This is a genomic window from Pseudoduganella sp. UC29_71 (genome assembly GCF_042693265.1).
GTDB lineage: Bacteria > Pseudomonadota > Gammaproteobacteria > Burkholderiales > Burkholderiaceae_D > Rugamonas.
This window is the reverse complement of record NZ_CP170549.1, coordinates 2,793,713-2,808,153: the sequence shown is the minus strand read 5'-3', so window position 1 is coordinate 2,808,153 and position 14,441 is coordinate 2,793,713. Positions and strand designations below refer to the sequence as shown.

15 protein-coding genes, 2 pseudogenes and 1 other annotated feature are annotated in these 14,441 nt (G+C 62.6%); of the genes and pseudogenes, 11 read left to right on the top strand and 6 right to left on the bottom strand.

Translation table 11 applies throughout. The annotated features are described in order from the left end of the window. Positions 1-235: 235 nt before the first annotated feature. Both ACFJI2_RS12220 and ACFJI2_RS12215 read left to right on the top strand, forming a co-directional pair. A pseudogene (locus ACFJI2_RS12220) lies at positions 236-1,422 on the top strand (IS3 family transposase). After that, positions 481-596: a sequence feature (AL1L pseudoknot), on the top strand. Its footprint overlaps the pseudogene before it by 116 nt. A gap of 380 nt (positions 1,423-1,802) precedes the next feature. Further along, positions 1,803-2,366 (top strand): DUF1003 domain-containing protein, encoded by a 564-nt coding sequence (locus ACFJI2_RS12215; RefSeq protein ID WP_377705257.1) that lies wholly within the window; start codon positions 1,803-1,805, stop codon positions 2,364-2,366. A gap of 145 nt (positions 2,367-2,511) precedes the next feature. On the opposite strand, the gene ACFJI2_RS12210 is transcribed toward ACFJI2_RS12215, so the two are convergent. Next, a complete protein-coding gene (locus tag ACFJI2_RS12210) occupies positions 2,512-2,922 on the bottom strand; it encodes a universal stress protein (protein ID WP_377705256.1) in 411 nt (136 codons plus the stop codon). A gap of 545 nt (positions 2,923-3,467) precedes the next feature. Then, positions 3,468-3,734, bottom strand: a complete 267-nt coding sequence (locus ACFJI2_RS12205; RefSeq protein ID WP_377705255.1) for a hypothetical protein — start codon at positions 3,732-3,734, stop codon at positions 3,468-3,470. A 102-nt stretch (positions 3,735-3,836) separates the two neighbouring features. On the opposite strand from ACFJI2_RS12205, the gene ACFJI2_RS12200 reads away from it, so the two are divergent. The 3 genes from ACFJI2_RS12200 to ACFJI2_RS12190 all read left to right on the top strand — a co-directional run bounded on the left by ACFJI2_RS12200 (position 3,837) and on the right by ACFJI2_RS12190 (position 4,933). Beyond that, complete coding sequence (locus ACFJI2_RS12200) at positions 3,837-4,208, top strand: Arm DNA-binding domain-containing protein (protein ID WP_377705254.1); 372 nt, start codon at positions 3,837-3,839, stop codon at positions 4,206-4,208. Positions 4,209-4,274: 66 nt separating this feature from the next. After that, the gene (locus tag ACFJI2_RS12195; protein ID WP_377705253.1) at positions 4,275-4,448 is read left to right on the top strand and encodes a hypothetical protein; all 174 of its coding nucleotides are present in this window, start codon (positions 4,275-4,277) and stop codon (positions 4,446-4,448) included. Between the two features lie 23 nt (positions 4,449-4,471). After that, positions 4,472-4,933 carry a tyrosine-type recombinase/integrase gene (locus ACFJI2_RS12190; protein ID WP_377705827.1) on the top strand — a complete coding sequence of 154 codons (462 nt, stop codon included), beginning with the start codon at positions 4,472-4,474 and terminating at the stop codon, positions 4,931-4,933. 121 nt (positions 4,934-5,054) lie between these two features. On the opposite strand, the pseudogene ACFJI2_RS12185 reads toward ACFJI2_RS12190, so the two are convergent. After that, positions 5,055-5,264 (bottom strand): annotated as a pseudogene (locus tag ACFJI2_RS12185) (transposase); the annotation flags it as partial. Between the two features lie 166 nt (positions 5,265-5,430). Here ACFJI2_RS12185 and ACFJI2_RS12180 point away from each other — a divergent pair. Further along, a complete protein-coding gene (locus ACFJI2_RS12180; protein ID WP_377705252.1) occupies positions 5,431-5,703 on the top strand; it encodes a DUF1778 domain-containing protein in 273 nt (90 codons plus the stop codon). A 3-nt stretch (positions 5,704-5,706) separates the two neighbouring features. After that, positions 5,707-6,198, top strand: a complete 492-nt coding sequence (locus tag ACFJI2_RS12175) for a GNAT family N-acetyltransferase (RefSeq protein WP_377705251.1) — start codon at positions 5,707-5,709, stop codon at positions 6,196-6,198. Positions 6,199-6,267: 69 nt separating this feature from the next. On the opposite strand, the gene ACFJI2_RS12170 is transcribed toward ACFJI2_RS12175, so the two are convergent. Then, the gene (locus ACFJI2_RS12170) at positions 6,268-9,021 is read right to left on the bottom strand and encodes a TonB-dependent receptor (protein ID WP_377705250.1); all 2,754 of its coding nucleotides are present in this window, start codon (positions 9,019-9,021) and stop codon (positions 6,268-6,270) included. 357 nt (positions 9,022-9,378) lie between these two features. After that, positions 9,379-9,690 carry a hypothetical protein gene (locus ACFJI2_RS12165; protein WP_377705249.1) on the bottom strand — a complete coding sequence of 104 codons (312 nt, stop codon included), beginning with the start codon at positions 9,688-9,690 and terminating at the stop codon, positions 9,379-9,381. A gap of 161 nt (positions 9,691-9,851) precedes the next feature. On the opposite strand from ACFJI2_RS12165, the gene ACFJI2_RS12160 reads away from it, so the two are divergent. From ACFJI2_RS12160 to ACFJI2_RS12145, 4 genes are read left to right on the top strand one after another with little or no spacing between them, the layout of a single operon-like run. Further along, positions 9,852-10,601 carry a hypothetical protein gene (locus ACFJI2_RS12160; protein WP_377705248.1) on the top strand — a complete coding sequence of 250 codons (750 nt, stop codon included), beginning with the start codon at positions 9,852-9,854 and terminating at the stop codon, positions 10,599-10,601. Further along, positions 10,601-11,938: an amidohydrolase gene (locus tag ACFJI2_RS12155; protein ID WP_377705247.1), complete on the top strand. Its 1,338-nt coding sequence runs from the start codon at positions 10,601-10,603 to the stop codon at positions 11,936-11,938. Before ACFJI2_RS12160 ends, ACFJI2_RS12155 begins: the two co-directional genes overlap by 1 nt. A gap of 3 nt (positions 11,939-11,941) precedes the next feature. Next, positions 11,942-12,952 (top strand): GlxA family transcriptional regulator, encoded by a 1,011-nt coding sequence (locus tag ACFJI2_RS12150; protein ID WP_377705246.1) that lies wholly within the window; start codon positions 11,942-11,944, stop codon positions 12,950-12,952. After that, complete coding sequence (locus tag ACFJI2_RS12145) at positions 12,949-13,974, top strand: arginine N-succinyltransferase (RefSeq protein WP_377705245.1); 1,026 nt, start codon at positions 12,949-12,951, stop codon at positions 13,972-13,974. The genes ACFJI2_RS12150 and ACFJI2_RS12145 overlap by 4 nt, the downstream gene beginning before the upstream one ends. Positions 13,975-14,051: 77 nt before the next feature. On the opposite strand, the gene ACFJI2_RS12140 is transcribed toward ACFJI2_RS12145, so the two are convergent. Further along, entirely contained in the window at positions 14,052-14,438 is a 387-nt protein-coding gene (locus ACFJI2_RS12140) for a winged helix-turn-helix transcriptional regulator (RefSeq protein WP_377705244.1), read from the bottom strand. Between the last annotated feature and the right edge of the window lie 3 nt (positions 14,439-14,441).

Below are 14,441 nucleotides of genomic sequence, written 5' to 3'. Positions count from 1 at the left end.
AGCTCGTCGAAGCCGATCCGGCCGCAAGAGGATCGACAGGGGGGAATTGATGCAGATGAGAACGAGTTTCGAGCCTTTGCATGGGGACGGTGGACAGCGCGGTAATCTTCTTTGCTGAAGCGATGACGGATCCGTTCACGCTCGTCTCTACACCGGCCCGGAAATCTGGGAGACTCTAATCTTTGAGCGAATGGACCCATAAACAAGAAATCTGCACAATGTTCCCCCCGAGGCAATGGACCGCGCCGTGCGCATAGTCGAGGAATCGGCCAGCCAGCACGATTCGCAGTGGGCCGCGATCACGTCCATCGCCAACAAGATCGGCTGTACGCCGGAAACACTGCGGTGCTGGGTGCGGCAGCATGAAGCGGATACTGGCTTGCGTGCCGGACCGACAACGGCCGAGCAGGAGCGAATCCGAGCCCTGGAGCGAGAAGTGAAGGGGCTGCGCAAGACCAACGAGATCCTGCGCCTGGCCAGCGCTTTTGCGCCCAGGCGGCGCTCGACCGCGGCTTCAAGCCTTGATGGCTTTTATCGATCAGCACAGCAGCATGTATGGTGTTGAGCGGCTTTGCAGGCTGCTGCAAGTGGCCCCCTCCAGTTACTGGCGGCACGCCGCCCTGCGGCGCAAATCAGTGCTGCGCTTCGCCCGCGCTCACCGTGGCGACTTTTTGAGTGCTCATATCCAGCGTGTGCGGGAAATCAACTTCCGGGTCTACGGCGCCGAAAAGGTCTGGCGCCAGCGGCTGCGCGAGCGCTTTGAGGTGGCGCGCTGCACCGTGGAGCGATTGATGCCCCGGGCTGGGCTGCGCGGTGTGATACGCGGCAAGATCGTGCGCACCACGGGCAGTGATGCAGCCGCGCCATGCCCCTTGGATCGGGTGAATCGTCAATTCCCGGCTGATCGTCCTAACCAGATGTGCGTGTCCGACTTCACGTGCGTCTCGACCTGGCAGGGTTTGTTTATGTAACCTTCGTCATCGACGTGTTCGCGCGCCGCATTGTGGGCTGGCGCGTGAGCAGCGCTGTGCGCACAGGCTTCGTGCTCGATGCGCTGGGGAGGCCCTGTACGCCAGGCAGCCCGAACGCGACGACGCCTTGATCCACCATAGCGATAGGGTTCGCAATACGTATCGATCCGCTACAGCGAACGTCTTGCCGAGGCGGGTATTGAGCCAGCGGTTGGCAGCAAGGGCCACAGCTACGACACGCCTTGGCCGAAACGATCAACGGTCTGTACAAAGCCGAGCTGATCCACCGCCGCGCTCCCTGGAAAACCCGCGAAGCCGTCGAATTGGCCACGCTGGAATGGGTGTCTTGGCTGACCATCACCGGTTGCTCGAGCCGCTTGGCCACATCCCGCCGGCGGAAGCTGAAATGAATTACTATCGTCAACTTTCGGGTCAAGCCATCTCGACCTGACTCAAACCCTGGAGCCACTCAAAATCCCGGGCCGGTTCAGTTGCGCTGTGCCCTGAAGTGCGCACATGTGGGTCTTTAGCGATTATGCGTATCTTCCAGCGATGCATGATCGGTATTGAAGCCGGCGTACAGTCCGAAGTCTGCCTGGCAACGCGAATCGAGGCAACTCGGCCTGTGGCGCATACTTGCCGCGCGATGTGATGCGCGGCGTCAGCGCTGCTTGGAATCGGGGCACTAAGTGTGCGACACGAGCTTTAGTGTATGCTGAACTCGCCGTTCCCTCACGCATTGTTTGCACTGCTTCAGAGGCACATCGTCTGGGCTGCGAACCAAGCCAGCGCGCTTGCCCTTGATACGCGTGCTTTTTTTCGGAGACTACAATGCCATCCCAAGCTCCCGCCAAGTCGCAGGCCAACGATGCTTCAGGCGACCATTTGCGTTTTCATCGCGCGCAGCAGCATTTAGCGCCCACCTTTGGCAACGACCGCTTTGCCAAGCACGCCGAGGCGTTTGCACGGTTCTTTGGCACCCCTCTGTTCTTGGGCGCTCAAACGGTGATCGTGGTGCTGTGGATCGGTGCAAATGTCGTCGGGCTGGTGCAATTCGATCACTACCCGTTCATTCTGCTCAATCTGGCGTTTAGCCTGCAGGCGGCGTACGCTGCCCCCTTGATCCTGCTGGCCCAAACCCGCCAGGCGGCGCGCGACATGGGCATGACCGAGGCCGATGCGCGGCACCGCGAGGCGTTGGCGATCACAGCGGGAAGAGAGGCTCGTGACATGCACGCTCTATTGCGTCAAAACACGGAGCTGACAACCTTGACCAATTTGTTGGCCGCACGGATCGAAACACTGACCGTGGAGTTGCATCGCCATGTGCTACGAAGCGGCGATAGTGGAGTACCGTCGTCAGCCGTGCCGGCTTCAACGCCCCCCCCTGATTGAATGCCGAGAAGGCAGCGCGGGAATGCTAGGTGCCGTACAGGCGCTCCCCTTGCGGGGGTTGACGGCCGCGATATTGTTCTTGCCAGGAGTTCTGTTTGATTTTCCAGCTCGTCAGTACGCCAGCAAGCCAGCCTTTCGATGTCTGCTATTGGCGAGGACGCCTAGTCACAGGGGCGACGGTATGAAGGGACGACGAGATGGTCTCGGCCGACGCCTGGCTTGGCTGCTGCCGTGCAGGATGTTTGTCCTTGCGCTCGCGGGATCTAATGCGCCCACAGGATGGCAGGGACATGTCCCGCAGTACGGTGCGCGTTACGCCGCCTAGCGCCAGTTCGCGCAAACCGCTGTGGCTATGTGCTCCCATCACCAGCCGATCCGCTCTTACTTCGGCGGCCAGTGAGAGCATTGCAATGCCGACATCGCAAGAAGTTTGACGCTCAAGAACCTCAACTGCGACCTCCTGACGCGCCAGATAGCGTGCTGTTGATTTGCATCTAAAACTGACCCACTTTGCCGCATAATTTGCACCAGAATCTGACCCACGTTTAAGACACAATCCTGCTCATGACATTGAGTGTGGAATTGGAGTGATCGGCGTGGCATTACTAGGCATTATTCGACGCTGGCACATTCGCGACCAGGTCCCACTAAGAGGAATCGCCAGACGCCTTGGCATCTAAAGAAACACTGTCCGGCGCTATCTGCGCTCGGAAGTTACAGAGCCGTCCTACTCGGACAGGCGCTCACCCAGCGCAATCGACAAGTACGCTTTCCAGCTATCCGGGCTACTAAAGACCGAGGAGGCCAAGTCACGCAAGCAGCGGCCACTTTGAAGCAACTTCATGAAGAACTAAGAGAGTTGGGCTTTGAGGGGTCTTACGACCGGGTCGCGGCGTTCGCGAGGGTATGGCGGGCGGGTCAAACTGACAGGGTCAATTCAGCTAGCAAACGGACAACTTGTCCAATGCGCAGAGTAGGGCGCGCCAACAATGCAGCGCATTAGTGTAATATTATTACTGCAAATCGTGTTGGATTCCGGTACTGTGAACGCGTTTTTTTGATGGTATCAGCGATGGTATTGCCTCTTTGTTGGATCAGAAATTAAAGCTGAATCAAGGGCTTACGTCTGTCGTGAATAATAGAATGGGAATAATTCCCCGTCTGGCTGCACCACGCAGCACGCGGCATTAAACTAAAACTAAGCCCCTGATTTTCAGGGGCTTTTTCTATTTTGGGGTGGAGAAATCTGGCAACGATCGGCAATCGCAAGCGCGCGCGATTGCTGGTGCCGGCGATGGTATGGCGCGGACGGCGCGCGCGCCGCGTCCCGATACCATCACGTTTTTCGTTGATGGTATCGGAGGGCAATTTTGGCGCCGACTTGCGCGTCGCGCGTGCGTTTACGATGTCCTAACTTATTGATTTAATGAGAAAGATAGCTAACATGATGGTATCGTGCAGGAGGCGAACATGCTGACAGACACCAAACTGCGAAATTTGAAGCCCGGCCCCCGCGCGTACAAGGTGGTGGACCGGGATGGCCTGTACGCGATGGTGCTCGCTTCCGGCGTGGTCTCGTTCCGCTTCAACTACCGTATCAACGGGCGCCAGGAGACGCTGGTGTTCGGGCGCTATGGGGCGGGTGGTCTGACCTTGGCGGAGGCACGCGGGAAGCTCGATGCAGCCAGGAAGCTGGTCGCGGCCGGCACGTCGCCCACCCAGCACAAGCGGCGCCAGAAGCAGCGCCTGGAAGGGGAGGAGACGTTCGGGCAGTGGGCCGAACGCTGGCTGGCCAACCACCGCATGGCCGAGTCGACGCGCGACATGCGCCGTTCGGTGTAGGAGCGCGGCCTGCAGCGGCCCTTCGGCCGCTTGCTGCTGCGCGAGATTACGCACGAAGAGCTGCGCGTGGTGTGCGACGCGATCGTCGCGCGCGGCGCGCCCGCCACCGCAGTGCACGCGCGCGAGATCGTGATGCTGGTGTTTCGCCATGCCGGCCAGCCCGGACACGGCCTGCCCAATCCTGCCGACAAGGTGCCGCCACGCTCCATCGCCACCTTCCGCCGCGCGACAGGGCCTTGAGCAGCGCGGAGATCCCCTGGTTGATGGTACGCAAATCCGAGTTGACGGATGCGACGTGGGGCGAGATCAATTTCTCCAGCGGCATCTCGACGATCCCGGCCGAGCGTATGAAACGCCGAAATCCCCCACAACGTCTATTTGTCAACTCAGGCTGTCGACATCTTTATCGCCTGCGCACCTGCGCCGGCGGCTCCCGCTATGTCCTGCCATCGCGCTACGACGCCGATCTGCCCATCTCGAACGCGACGTTGAACCAGCTGGCGACATCGGTGTTGCGTGTCGCGCGCGCCGCCGGCCGGCCGCTAGCCGACTTCTCGCCCCAAGACCTGCGCCGAACGGCATCGACCCAGCTGCACGAGGCGGGCTACAACACCGACTGGATCGAGAAGTGCCTGGTGCACGAACAGCGCGGCGTTGGGCGGTGTACAACAAGGCCGAGTATGCGGAACAGCGGCGCGCGATGCTGCAGCACTGGGCCGACTTGATCGACGAGTGAGGGCGCGGCCAGTGATCCGCTTGGGTTCGATGGACACTTTGGGTGCGAGGGTTTGGTCGGTTTGATCCGCTTGGATTCCATAGACACTTCGGGTCCGGGAATTCGGTCGGTCAATGGCCCATTTCAAGCCCTTCAGAAACCGTACTCCGAGCGAAAGCCGTGGGGGTTTGGTCGTCGAGAGCCATGTGAGGCCGAATCTCGTTGTGGTCCACGCGCCAGGCCTCCACGATAGCCTGAACCTCGGCCAAGGAGGTGAATCAGTGGACGTTGAGGCATTCATCACGCAGCGATCCGTTGAACGTTTCAATGTAGCAATTGTCGGCATCCTGCAGATGCTAAATTATTGATTTTAAAGAATTGTTATGCTATTTCGGCAGGGCGGGAGAGCATCGGTGTTGACTCAGAGCTTGAGTTCGTTAGACTAACAAGGCAAGGCTTGCAGGTGCATTTTTTGTACGGTAGTATTCCGTACAAAAGGAGTCCCTCATGACGACTGTTTCTGCTCGCCTCGATCTTCGCCTTGAATCCCGTGAGAAGGATCGTATTGTCAAAGCTGCTGCGCTGCGAGGTATGGCAGTGTCGGCTTTCGTACGCGATGCCGTGCTGCGGGAAGCGGATATGGCCATCGCAGCAGAGAGCGTTGCCACGCTGTCCGAGCAGGAGTCGCGGCGCTTCCTTGCGGCGCTGGATGAACAATTCCGCCCTAATGACCGCCTGAAAAAGGCGATGGATGCCGCATCCCGTCTCACGCAGCGCTGAAGCATGTCGCTGGCCTTCAGCGTCCTGGATGCCTCTCACCATGACCGCGACGAGTTCACTTGCGGAGTCGCCGCACTGGATGACTACCTGCGCCAACGTGCTGGACAACATCAGCGGGATGGTATCGCCACCACCCACGTTCTGATCGACGACGCGCAACCCAATCGCATCCTCGGTTACTGCACCCTATCCGCTGCGCAGCTTCGCCTGCAGGAATTGCAGGAGCAGGATCGCAAACGTCTGCCCACATATCCCGTGCCGGCGATACGCGTGGGACGCCTGGCTGTGTCTCAATCCGAGAAAGGGAAGGGCTACGGGAAGTTGCTGTTGGGGCACGCTGTCAACTTGGCGCTGTCCGTGCGGAAAACACTGGGCGTGCGCGTGCTGATCGTGGACGCGAAGGACTCCCAGGTGGCGGCGTTCTACGAAGGCTTCGGGTTCCGGCACACGGCGGATAGCGCGCTGATGTTGTATTTGCCGATTGGCCGCGCATGACACTGGCAGCATGGGCAAAGCCAGGCGCCCTGCCTGCCATGCGGCAGGACAGGGCGCCTTCGAGCAGTACTAGAACTTGTACTGCAGGTTGGCGAACATGGAGCGGCCGCGCGGGTCGCCGTAGGTCGGGTCCCAGGTCACTTCGAAGTAGCGCGACTGGTTGGTGAAGGGCGGCGGCGTGTCGAACATATTGATCACGCCGGCGCGCAGCTTGAGGTTCTTATTGAACGCGTAGCTACCTGTCAGGTCCCACAGCGAATAGGCTTTCACGTCGCGGTCGTTCCAGCCCGGGTCGGCCAAGCCGGGAATGTTCTGGTCGCGATAGCTGGAGAAGAAGGTGTTGCCCAGGCTGAGATTGATGGCGCCCTGGGTCCAGTCGAGATTCAACTTGTGGCGCCAGCGCTGCACGGCCTTGTCGTCGCGGAACACGCCCAGGCCATCCGTCATCGGCGAATTCGGATCGGACTGGAACTTGTACTGGGTGATCAGCGTGCCGTTCAGGCTGGCGCTGAAGCGGCCCAGCGAGGTGGCGTCGCCATGCCAGTTCAGCGCAATGTCCAGGCCGGACGTATTGAGCTTGCCACGGTTCTCTTTCTTGAACTGCAGGAAGGACACGAAACCGTCTTCGTCGCGCACCACGATATTCGGGTCGTTGTAGTAGATCGGATTGTCGAACACGGTCTGCTCGCCGATCTCCGAAATGATGTCGGTTTTGCGGATGATCCAGTAATCGAGGCTGGCGTTCCAGTTGCGGTTCGGCTCCAGCACCAGGCCGGCTGAAAACTGCTTGGATTTCTCCGGCTTCAGCTGCGGGTTGCCGTAGCGGTCCAGGTCGAACTGGGCGATTTCGCCCGAGACCGGGTCGTTGACGAAGCTGGCCGTGGTACCGGAACGCACCGGCAGGAACAGTTCGGCAATCGACGGCGCGCGGAAGCCGGTGCCGTAAGAGGCGCGCGCCAGCACTTCCTTGTTGGGACGGTAGCTGACGGCCACTTTCGGGTTGGTGGTCTTCAGTTCCGGCGTGGTGACGTTGGTCAGCGGATCATGCACGCCCTTGTAGCGGTCGTGGCGGATGGCGAACTGGCCTTCCCATTCCTTGGTGAACGGCGCATTGATCTCCGTGTAGAAGCCGGCGATGTCGCGCGAGTTGGACGAGTCGGCCAGCAATTCGTCGGAGCTGGCGCGGTCGCCTTGCACGTCGTTGGTGCGCAGCGCATCGGTGGAGCTGAACGCGGTCTTCTCGCGCCGCAGTTCGGCACCCACGGCCAGCATGACGTCGCCGCCGCCCATCGCCATCAGCGCGCGCGTCAGCTTGCCGTCCACGCTGTCGCTGGTGCCTTTGGAAATACGCGCGGCGCCATTGATCTTGATCGAATCCATGAACTTTCGGCCGGCGTCATTCGTGGCCGGGACAAAGGGGTTGTAGGCGCCGCTGGCCATGCCGGCCAGCATTTTGCTGCGCGATACCCAGCCGTCGATGTCCAGGTCGGTGGCCTTATTCACGCTGTGGTTGTAGGCGGTATCGTATTCCCAGTCGCCCACCTTGCCGGTCGCGCCCAGCACGAAGCGCGACGCCTTGCTGGTCACTTCCGACGTGCGGCGGCCCGCGTCCGTCAGGCGGAAGCGGAAGTTGACGGGAGTGGTGATGCCGGTCTTGGCTTGCAGATCGGCCGGCAGGAAGATGCCGGTACTGGTGCCGTTGATGGCGCCGGAGGTGGCGGGCGAGGCGGCGTAGCTGGTCTCGGCCTTGCTCAGCAGGACTTCGGCAAACACTTGATGCGCGTCCGTCACCAGGAAGGTGCCGCGGCCGATAAAGCTTTGCTTCTTGGAGTCCGGATAGACTTCCGAGTCGCCCATGTAGTTGAAGGAGCAGCCTTCCGTGCCGCCCGGGCCGAGCGGGCGCACGACGTTGGGGCCGCCGTTCACGCAGGAGTCCTTGCCGAAGTTGACGCGCCGGCCGGGCGACGGCGCCCAGGTGCCGCCGGGGCCTGAGCCTTTCAGGTAGCCCGACTTGTTCAGCGTCGCCAGCTGGGCGGCGGTCAGGTCGACGTTGGCGGGGAAGGAGTAGCTTGACAGCTGCGGCGACAGGCGGTCGGGCAGGCTGTACTCCTGCATGAATTTGCGTTGCGAGCTGGCCAGGCGGTCCGTTTTCTGCACGTCCAGCGCGCCGAACAGGTTGAAGCGGTCGGTGCTCAAGTCGCCAATGCCGCCCGACAGCGAGGCCGATTTCTTGCCGCCGCCGCCTTCGTCGGTGCCCAGCACGTACACGCTGGCGTCGCCGCCGCGATAATCCTTGCGGGTGATGAAGTTGATCACGCCTCCCATGGCATCGGTGCCGTAAATCGCCGACGCGCCGTCCTTGAGCACTTCCACGCGCTGGATGGCGCCGGCCGGGATGTTGTTCAGGTCCACGCCGGAATTGTCGCCGGGGCTGGCGAAGTTGGCCATGCGGCGGCCGTTCAGCAGCACCAGCGTGCTCGAGACGCCCAGGCCGCGCAGGTTGGCGCCGTTGAAACCGCGCTGGCCGCCCATCACGTCGCTGACACTGGCGCCATCGGTCAGGCCGCCCACGTTCGAGGAAATTTTTTGCAGCAGTTCGGCCGCAGTGGTCACGCCGGACTTGTCGATATCCTCGCGCTTGATGATTTCAACCGGCAGCGCTGCTTCGCCTTCAATGCGCTTGATACTGGAGCCGGTGATTTCCACGCGCGGCATGGTTTGCGCGTAAGCGCTCAAGCCCATGCTGCCAAGCGCGAGCAATACAGCGTGGGTGCAGCGGGAGCGGCGGAATGCAGACGCCTTGTGCGTGCCAGGTATTTTCATGCGATCAGTCCTCTTAAGTGGGTAGTCCTACTATTCGTATGCAAGCAATATGTTTGTGCCGCCCCTGGGTGGTGATGGAACAGTTTCAGTGTATGAGCGTAGCGCTGCTTGCGCGCGCCGGAACTGGCGCGGGTCGCTCAGTGTGAAAGTAGTGTCGCATTTGCAATGAAAGTTAGCTATCATCTGTTGCGGACTTTCCACAGTGCGACATGCAATTGCCAATGTGCGCAAACGGGGCCGCGTGTCCGGCTACGGCTGCCAGATCAATGGCAACATAGCCGCAATTCCATAGCGGTGAAGGAGCTTGCCCGTGAAATCAGTATCGGTACTGCTGCTGTGCGCGGCGCAACTGAGCGCTTATGCCGCAGAGACGGCGCAGGCGCTGGCCTTCCAGCCGGTCGCCGGCACGGTGATACCGATGGGCGGCGCCGTGCGCTCCGACAACGAGGCGGTGCGCCAGCGGCTGGTGGACTTGGCCGGCGGTTCGGAGGCGCGGTTCGTGGTGATCCCCAGCGCGTCGTCGCGTCCTGAAATGTCGGGCGCGGACGCGGTGGAGCAGTTGCGCCGCCGTGGCGCGAAGGCGGAGTTGCTGAAGGTCGCGCCGCGCTGGGCTGGCGAGACGCTGGAGTCCGCGCGCCAGGCGGCGGCCGACCCTGCCAACGTGGCCAAGATCCGCGCCGCCACGGGCGTGTTCTTTACCGGAGGCGCGCAGGAGCGCACGGCGGACGTGCTGAATCCCGACGGCGTAGCCTCGCCCGTGCTGCAGGCCGTGCGCGAGCTGCAGGCGCGCGGGGGGCGTGGTTGCCGGTACCAGTGCCGGTGCCGCCATCATGAGCAGCACCATGTTCCGCGACGCGCTCAATCCCGTGCAGGTGATGAAGGGCGTTATGCGCGATGGCAAGGAAATCGACCGGGGGCTGGGCTTTGTCGGCGACCAGCTGTTCATCGACCAGCATTTCCTCAAGCGGGGCAGGGTGGGGCGCATGCTGGCGCTGATGCTGGCCAAAGGCTACAAGGTGGGGCTCGGGGTGGACGAGAACACCGCTGCCATTATTCATGGCAGCGAAATTGAAATCGTCGGCGGCAGCGGGGCGCTCTTGCTGGACTTGCGCCAGGCGACGCAGGAAGCGGGGCCGGTGAACGTGCGCAATGTGCGGATTTCCTATCTCGATAATGGCGACCGTTACGACCTGGCCAAATTGAAGGGGCAGGTGCTGGCGGCCAAACAGGCCCGGGGCGAGATCAAGTTCCGCCAGCCGGGCTTTGTGTCGGATCTGGAATATATCCGTCCCGCTTATACCGACATCCTCGGTGAAAACACCATCCTGCGCGCACTGACGCAGCTGGTGGACGGCCCGCGCGATCATATTCGCGGCCTTGCCTTCGACCTCGAGCAGTTACCCGATGCGCCAGTGGCCGATCCCGCCCCCGAGCTGGGTTTCGAGTTCATGCTGCGGCGTGATGAGCGCACGCATGGCTGGGACAATGAGGGGCTGGACAACAATGACTACTCCATCTTCGATGCGCGGCTCGACGTGCGGCCGGTGCGCCTGAAAACGCCTTTCTATCAGGCGTGGTAATGAGGCCGGGACATTGGATCGCCACGCTGCTGCTGGGTAGCCAGTTCGCCGGTGCGGTGGCGCAGCCGGTGCCGCCGGCCCCGCTGGACTCTTATCACGCGCAGCTCGATGCCGCCGCAGCGAGCGTGCTGCCGGAAGTGGTGAGCTGGCGGCGCGACCTGCACGCCCATCCGGAACTGGCGTTTCACGAGCGCCGCACGGCCGACCTGGTGGCGAAAGAACTGAGCCGCATGGGCTACGAAGTCACGCGTGGCCTGGCCGGGACGGCCGTGATCGGCTTGCTGAAGACGGGGCGTCCCGGCCCCGTGGTGGCACTGCGGGCCGATATGGACGGCTTGCCAGTGAGCGAAGAAACCGGCCTGCCGTTTGCCTCGCGCGAACGGGTGCAAGTGGACGGCAAGGAGGTCGGCGTGATGCACGCCTGCGGCCATGACATGCATGTGGCCATGCTGCTCGGTGCGGCGCGGGTGCTGGCCGGGATGCGCGGGCAATTGCCGGGCGCCGTCAAGCTGGTGTTCCAGCCTGCCGAGGAGGGCGTGGCCAACGAGCCGAATGGCGCCGAGCGCCTGGTCAAGGCGGGTGTGCTGGACAACCCCAAGGTATCGGCCATGTTCGGCCTGCACGTCGGCATTACGCCGCAGCCTACGGGCACCATCTCCACCCGCGCGCGCGGGCTGATGGCCGGCAGCGATACCTTCGAGATCGTGGTGCAGGGCCGCCAGACCCATGGCGCCTTGCCATGGAACGGAGTGGACCCGGTGGTGGTGGCCGCGCAGATCGTGCTGGGGCTGCAAACCATCGTCAGCCGCCAGACCAATCTGACGGTGGCACCGGCCGTGATCACGGTCGGCACCCTGCACGCCGGCCAGCGCGCCAACATCGTGCCCGGCGAAGCCAGAATGCGCGGCACGATACGCAGTTTTGATCCGGCCGTGCGCGAGCAGTTGCTGGTCCAGGTCAAGCGCACGGCGGAACATCTGGCGCTGTCGGCCGGTGCCACGGCGGCGGTGAGTTTCGATCCGGGCTATCCCGTGACGTGGAACGATCCCGCGTTGACGGAAAAAATGCTGCCCAGCCTGCGCCGCGTGGCGGGGGCACAGTTGCTGAACGATGTAGCGCCGAGCACCACGGCGGAAGATTTTTCCTATTACGGCCGGCACGTCCCTGCCATGCTGTTTTTCCTCGGCGTGAATCCGCCCGGAGCCGATCCGGCACAGTGGGCTGCCAACCACTCGCCGCGTTTCAATCCCGATGAGGCGGCCTTGCTGACGGGCGTACGCGCGCTCGCCAGCCTGGCCGCCGATTATTTGCGGGACGGCGCAGCGTCAGGAAAATAAGGCATGGGGAATCCGTACTCCGTTTCATTGATCTTGCTGCCCGGCTTCTCGCTGTTCACGCTGGGGGCGGTGCGCACTGCGTTCACCACTGCCAATCAGGTGGAAGGGGAGGCCTTGTACCGGCTGCGTCAATATAGTCCGGAAGGCGAAAGCGCCGTGTCTCAATGCGGGCTGGCGCTGGAGGCGGAGCCGCTGGCCAGATTGCATGCCGAGCAGCCCGGCCTGCTGTTGCTGATCGCGGACGAACGCGTCGACGAGCGCCTGGGCGAACAGGCTCGCCACCAGCTGGGGCAGCAGTTGCGCAGCCTGGGGCAGGACAGTGCCTGGGTACTGGGCGCCTGCGGCACGGGCGCACAAGTGCTGGCGCAACATGGGCTGCTCGATGGCTACCGGGCCGCGATCGACTGGCAATTGCAGGCGGAGGCAGAGCAGCGCCATCCCGGAACGGTGTTCACGGCGGGGCTATATGAGCTTGACCGCAACCGCATCAGTGCCGGTGCCGGCGCTGCGGTGATCGATTTGCTGCTGCACTGGCTGGGCAAGCGCCACGGCAGCATGTTTGCCGCCGAAGTGGCGGTCGCGCTGGGGCTGGAAAGGCTGCGCGGCGGCGATGAGCGCCAGCCGGTGCCTGCGTCGGCACAGCCCTTGGTGGGCTCGACCAGGCTCAAGGATGCGCTGGAACTGATGGCGGCCAATCTGGCCGAACCGCTGCAGGCGGAAGATATCGCGCAACTGGTTGGGGTGTCGCGCCGCCAGCTCGAACGGCTGTTCCGCCAGCACCTGGATACCTTCCCGTCCCGCTACTATCTGGAATTGCGGCTCAAGCATGCCCGCCGCCAGCTGAAACAGACCACGCTCTCGATCCAGCAGGTGGGCCTGGCCTGCGGCTTCACGTCGGGCTCGCATTTTTCTACCACCTACCGTAACTATTTTGGCTGCACTCCGCGGGAGGAGCGTGCCCGGCATACCATGCCGCTAGTCGAGATTGAGAACGCCGGAGAGGAGATGGAATGAACCACCTGGACTACCTGCTGCGTCCGGCAACCATGGATGATCTCGACGTCATCGAAAAATTCTCCAGGGCCGCGACATTCAGCATCCGAACCCTGAAGCCGGATCGCACCCGGCTGGCGGCGCGCGTCGAACGTTCGCTGCTGGCGTTTGCCGGCAGCGAACCGCTGAACGGCGATGAAATCTACCACTTCGTGCTGGAGGATATGCAAGCCGGGCGGGTAGTCGGCACCAGCGGTATCGTCGCCAGGGCGGCCTCCAATGGCCGCTTCTACTGCTATCGCAACGAGTTTCTCGCGCACGGCAGCGAGGAACTGGGCATCAGCAACCGCGAGCACACCTTGCGCCTGTGCGAAGACCTGTCCGACCACACTTTGCTCAGTTCCTTCTTTATCGAGCCGGAGTACAGCGACACGCTGGCGCCGCAACTGCTGTCGCGTGGCCGACTGCTGTTCATCCGCAACTACCCGCACCTGTTTGCGGAGCGCATCGGGGCAGAGAATCCCGGCCTGTGCGATGACGAGGGCAATAGCCCCGTGTGGGATGCGCTGGGGCACCGCTTCTTCAAAATGCCCTTGCCCGAGGCCGAGCAGCGTACCGGCGGGCGTTCCAAGAGTTTTATCGCCGAGCTGATGCCGCGTATGCCGGTGTATGTGTCGCTGCTGTCCAAGGAGGCCCAGTGGGCCATGGGGCAGTTGCATCCGGACGCCGAGCTGCCGTTCGGCATACTGGTGGCCGAAGGGTTCGATGTGGATTCCTACGTGGACATCTTCGACGGCGGACCCATCGCGGAGGCGCGCGTCGGCATGCTGCGCTCCGTGGTCTCGGCGCTCAACGTGGCGCTGCGCGGTGATGCGGGCGGTGAGGGCGAGGCCTGCCTGGTCGCCAATATGGAGCGCACAGCATTCCGCGCTACGCTGGCGCACGGCAAATTCCTCGACGACACCTTGCAGATGCGGCGTACAGCGATCCAGCGGCTCGGGCTGGCCGAAGGCGGACGAGCCTGCGCCGTGCGGCTGAATTGAGAGGCGGGGGCGTGCCTCTTTTTCCGGTTTTTACTAAAAGCTGCTAACCGCTACTACCTCGTGCTACTCGTCGATATTCAGGAGCCACAGCCAACGCGGTCTTTGAGCACCGCTTCGCAGGGCAGCAGCCGGTGGGCCTCATCCAGCTCCTCGGCGTGATGGATGCCCCATTCGATCAGGGATTGCAGGATGGGCCGGAAGCTGGCGCCGAGCGGCGTGAGCAGGTATTCGATGCCTTGCCGGTCATCGGCGCGGGCTTGCCGGGTGACCATGCCATGCTCCTCGAGCGCGCGCAGTTGTTCGATGAGCACCTTCTGCGAAATGCGGGCTATGCGGTTTTCCAGTGCGCAGGTGCGTTGTGCGCCATCCAGCAGCGCGTGGAGGATGACGCCTTTCCAGCGCCCGGACAACACGGCCAGCGTGCGCTCGACAGGCAAGCCCGGCAATCTCTTGATGATCTTCATGCG

Coding starts and splice junctions, on each gene's coding strand:
- ACFJI2_RS12190 (WP_377705827.1), top strand. CDS start 4,472: ATGGTACGCAAATCCGAGTTGACGGATGCGACGTGGGGCGAGATCAAT.
- ACFJI2_RS12150 (WP_377705246.1), top strand. CDS start 11,942: ATGGGGAATCCGTACTCCGTTTCATTGATCTTGCTGCCCGGCTTCTCG.
- ACFJI2_RS12200 (WP_377705254.1), top strand. CDS start 3,837: ATGCTGACAGACACCAAACTGCGAAATTTGAAGCCCGGCCCCCGCGCG.
- ACFJI2_RS12160 (WP_377705248.1), top strand. CDS start 9,852: ATGAGCAGCACCATGTTCCGCGACGCGCTCAATCCCGTGCAGGTGATG.
- ACFJI2_RS12140 (WP_377705244.1), bottom strand. CDS start 14,438: ATGAAGATCATCAAGAGATTGCCGGGCTTGCCTGTCGAGCGCACGCTG.
- ACFJI2_RS12145 (WP_377705245.1), top strand. CDS start 12,949: ATGAACCACCTGGACTACCTGCTGCGTCCGGCAACCATGGATGATCTC.
- ACFJI2_RS12175 (WP_377705251.1), top strand. CDS start 5,707: ATGTCGCTGGCCTTCAGCGTCCTGGATGCCTCTCACCATGACCGCGAC.
- ACFJI2_RS12170 (WP_377705250.1), bottom strand. CDS start 9,021: ATGAAAATACCTGGCACGCACAAGGCGTCTGCATTCCGCCGCTCCCGC.
- ACFJI2_RS12180 (WP_377705252.1), top strand. CDS start 5,431: ATGACGACTGTTTCTGCTCGCCTCGATCTTCGCCTTGAATCCCGTGAG.
- ACFJI2_RS12215 (WP_377705257.1), top strand. CDS start 1,803: ATGCCATCCCAAGCTCCCGCCAAGTCGCAGGCCAACGATGCTTCAGGC.
- ACFJI2_RS12155 (WP_377705247.1), top strand. CDS start 10,601: ATGAGGCCGGGACATTGGATCGCCACGCTGCTGCTGGGTAGCCAGTTC.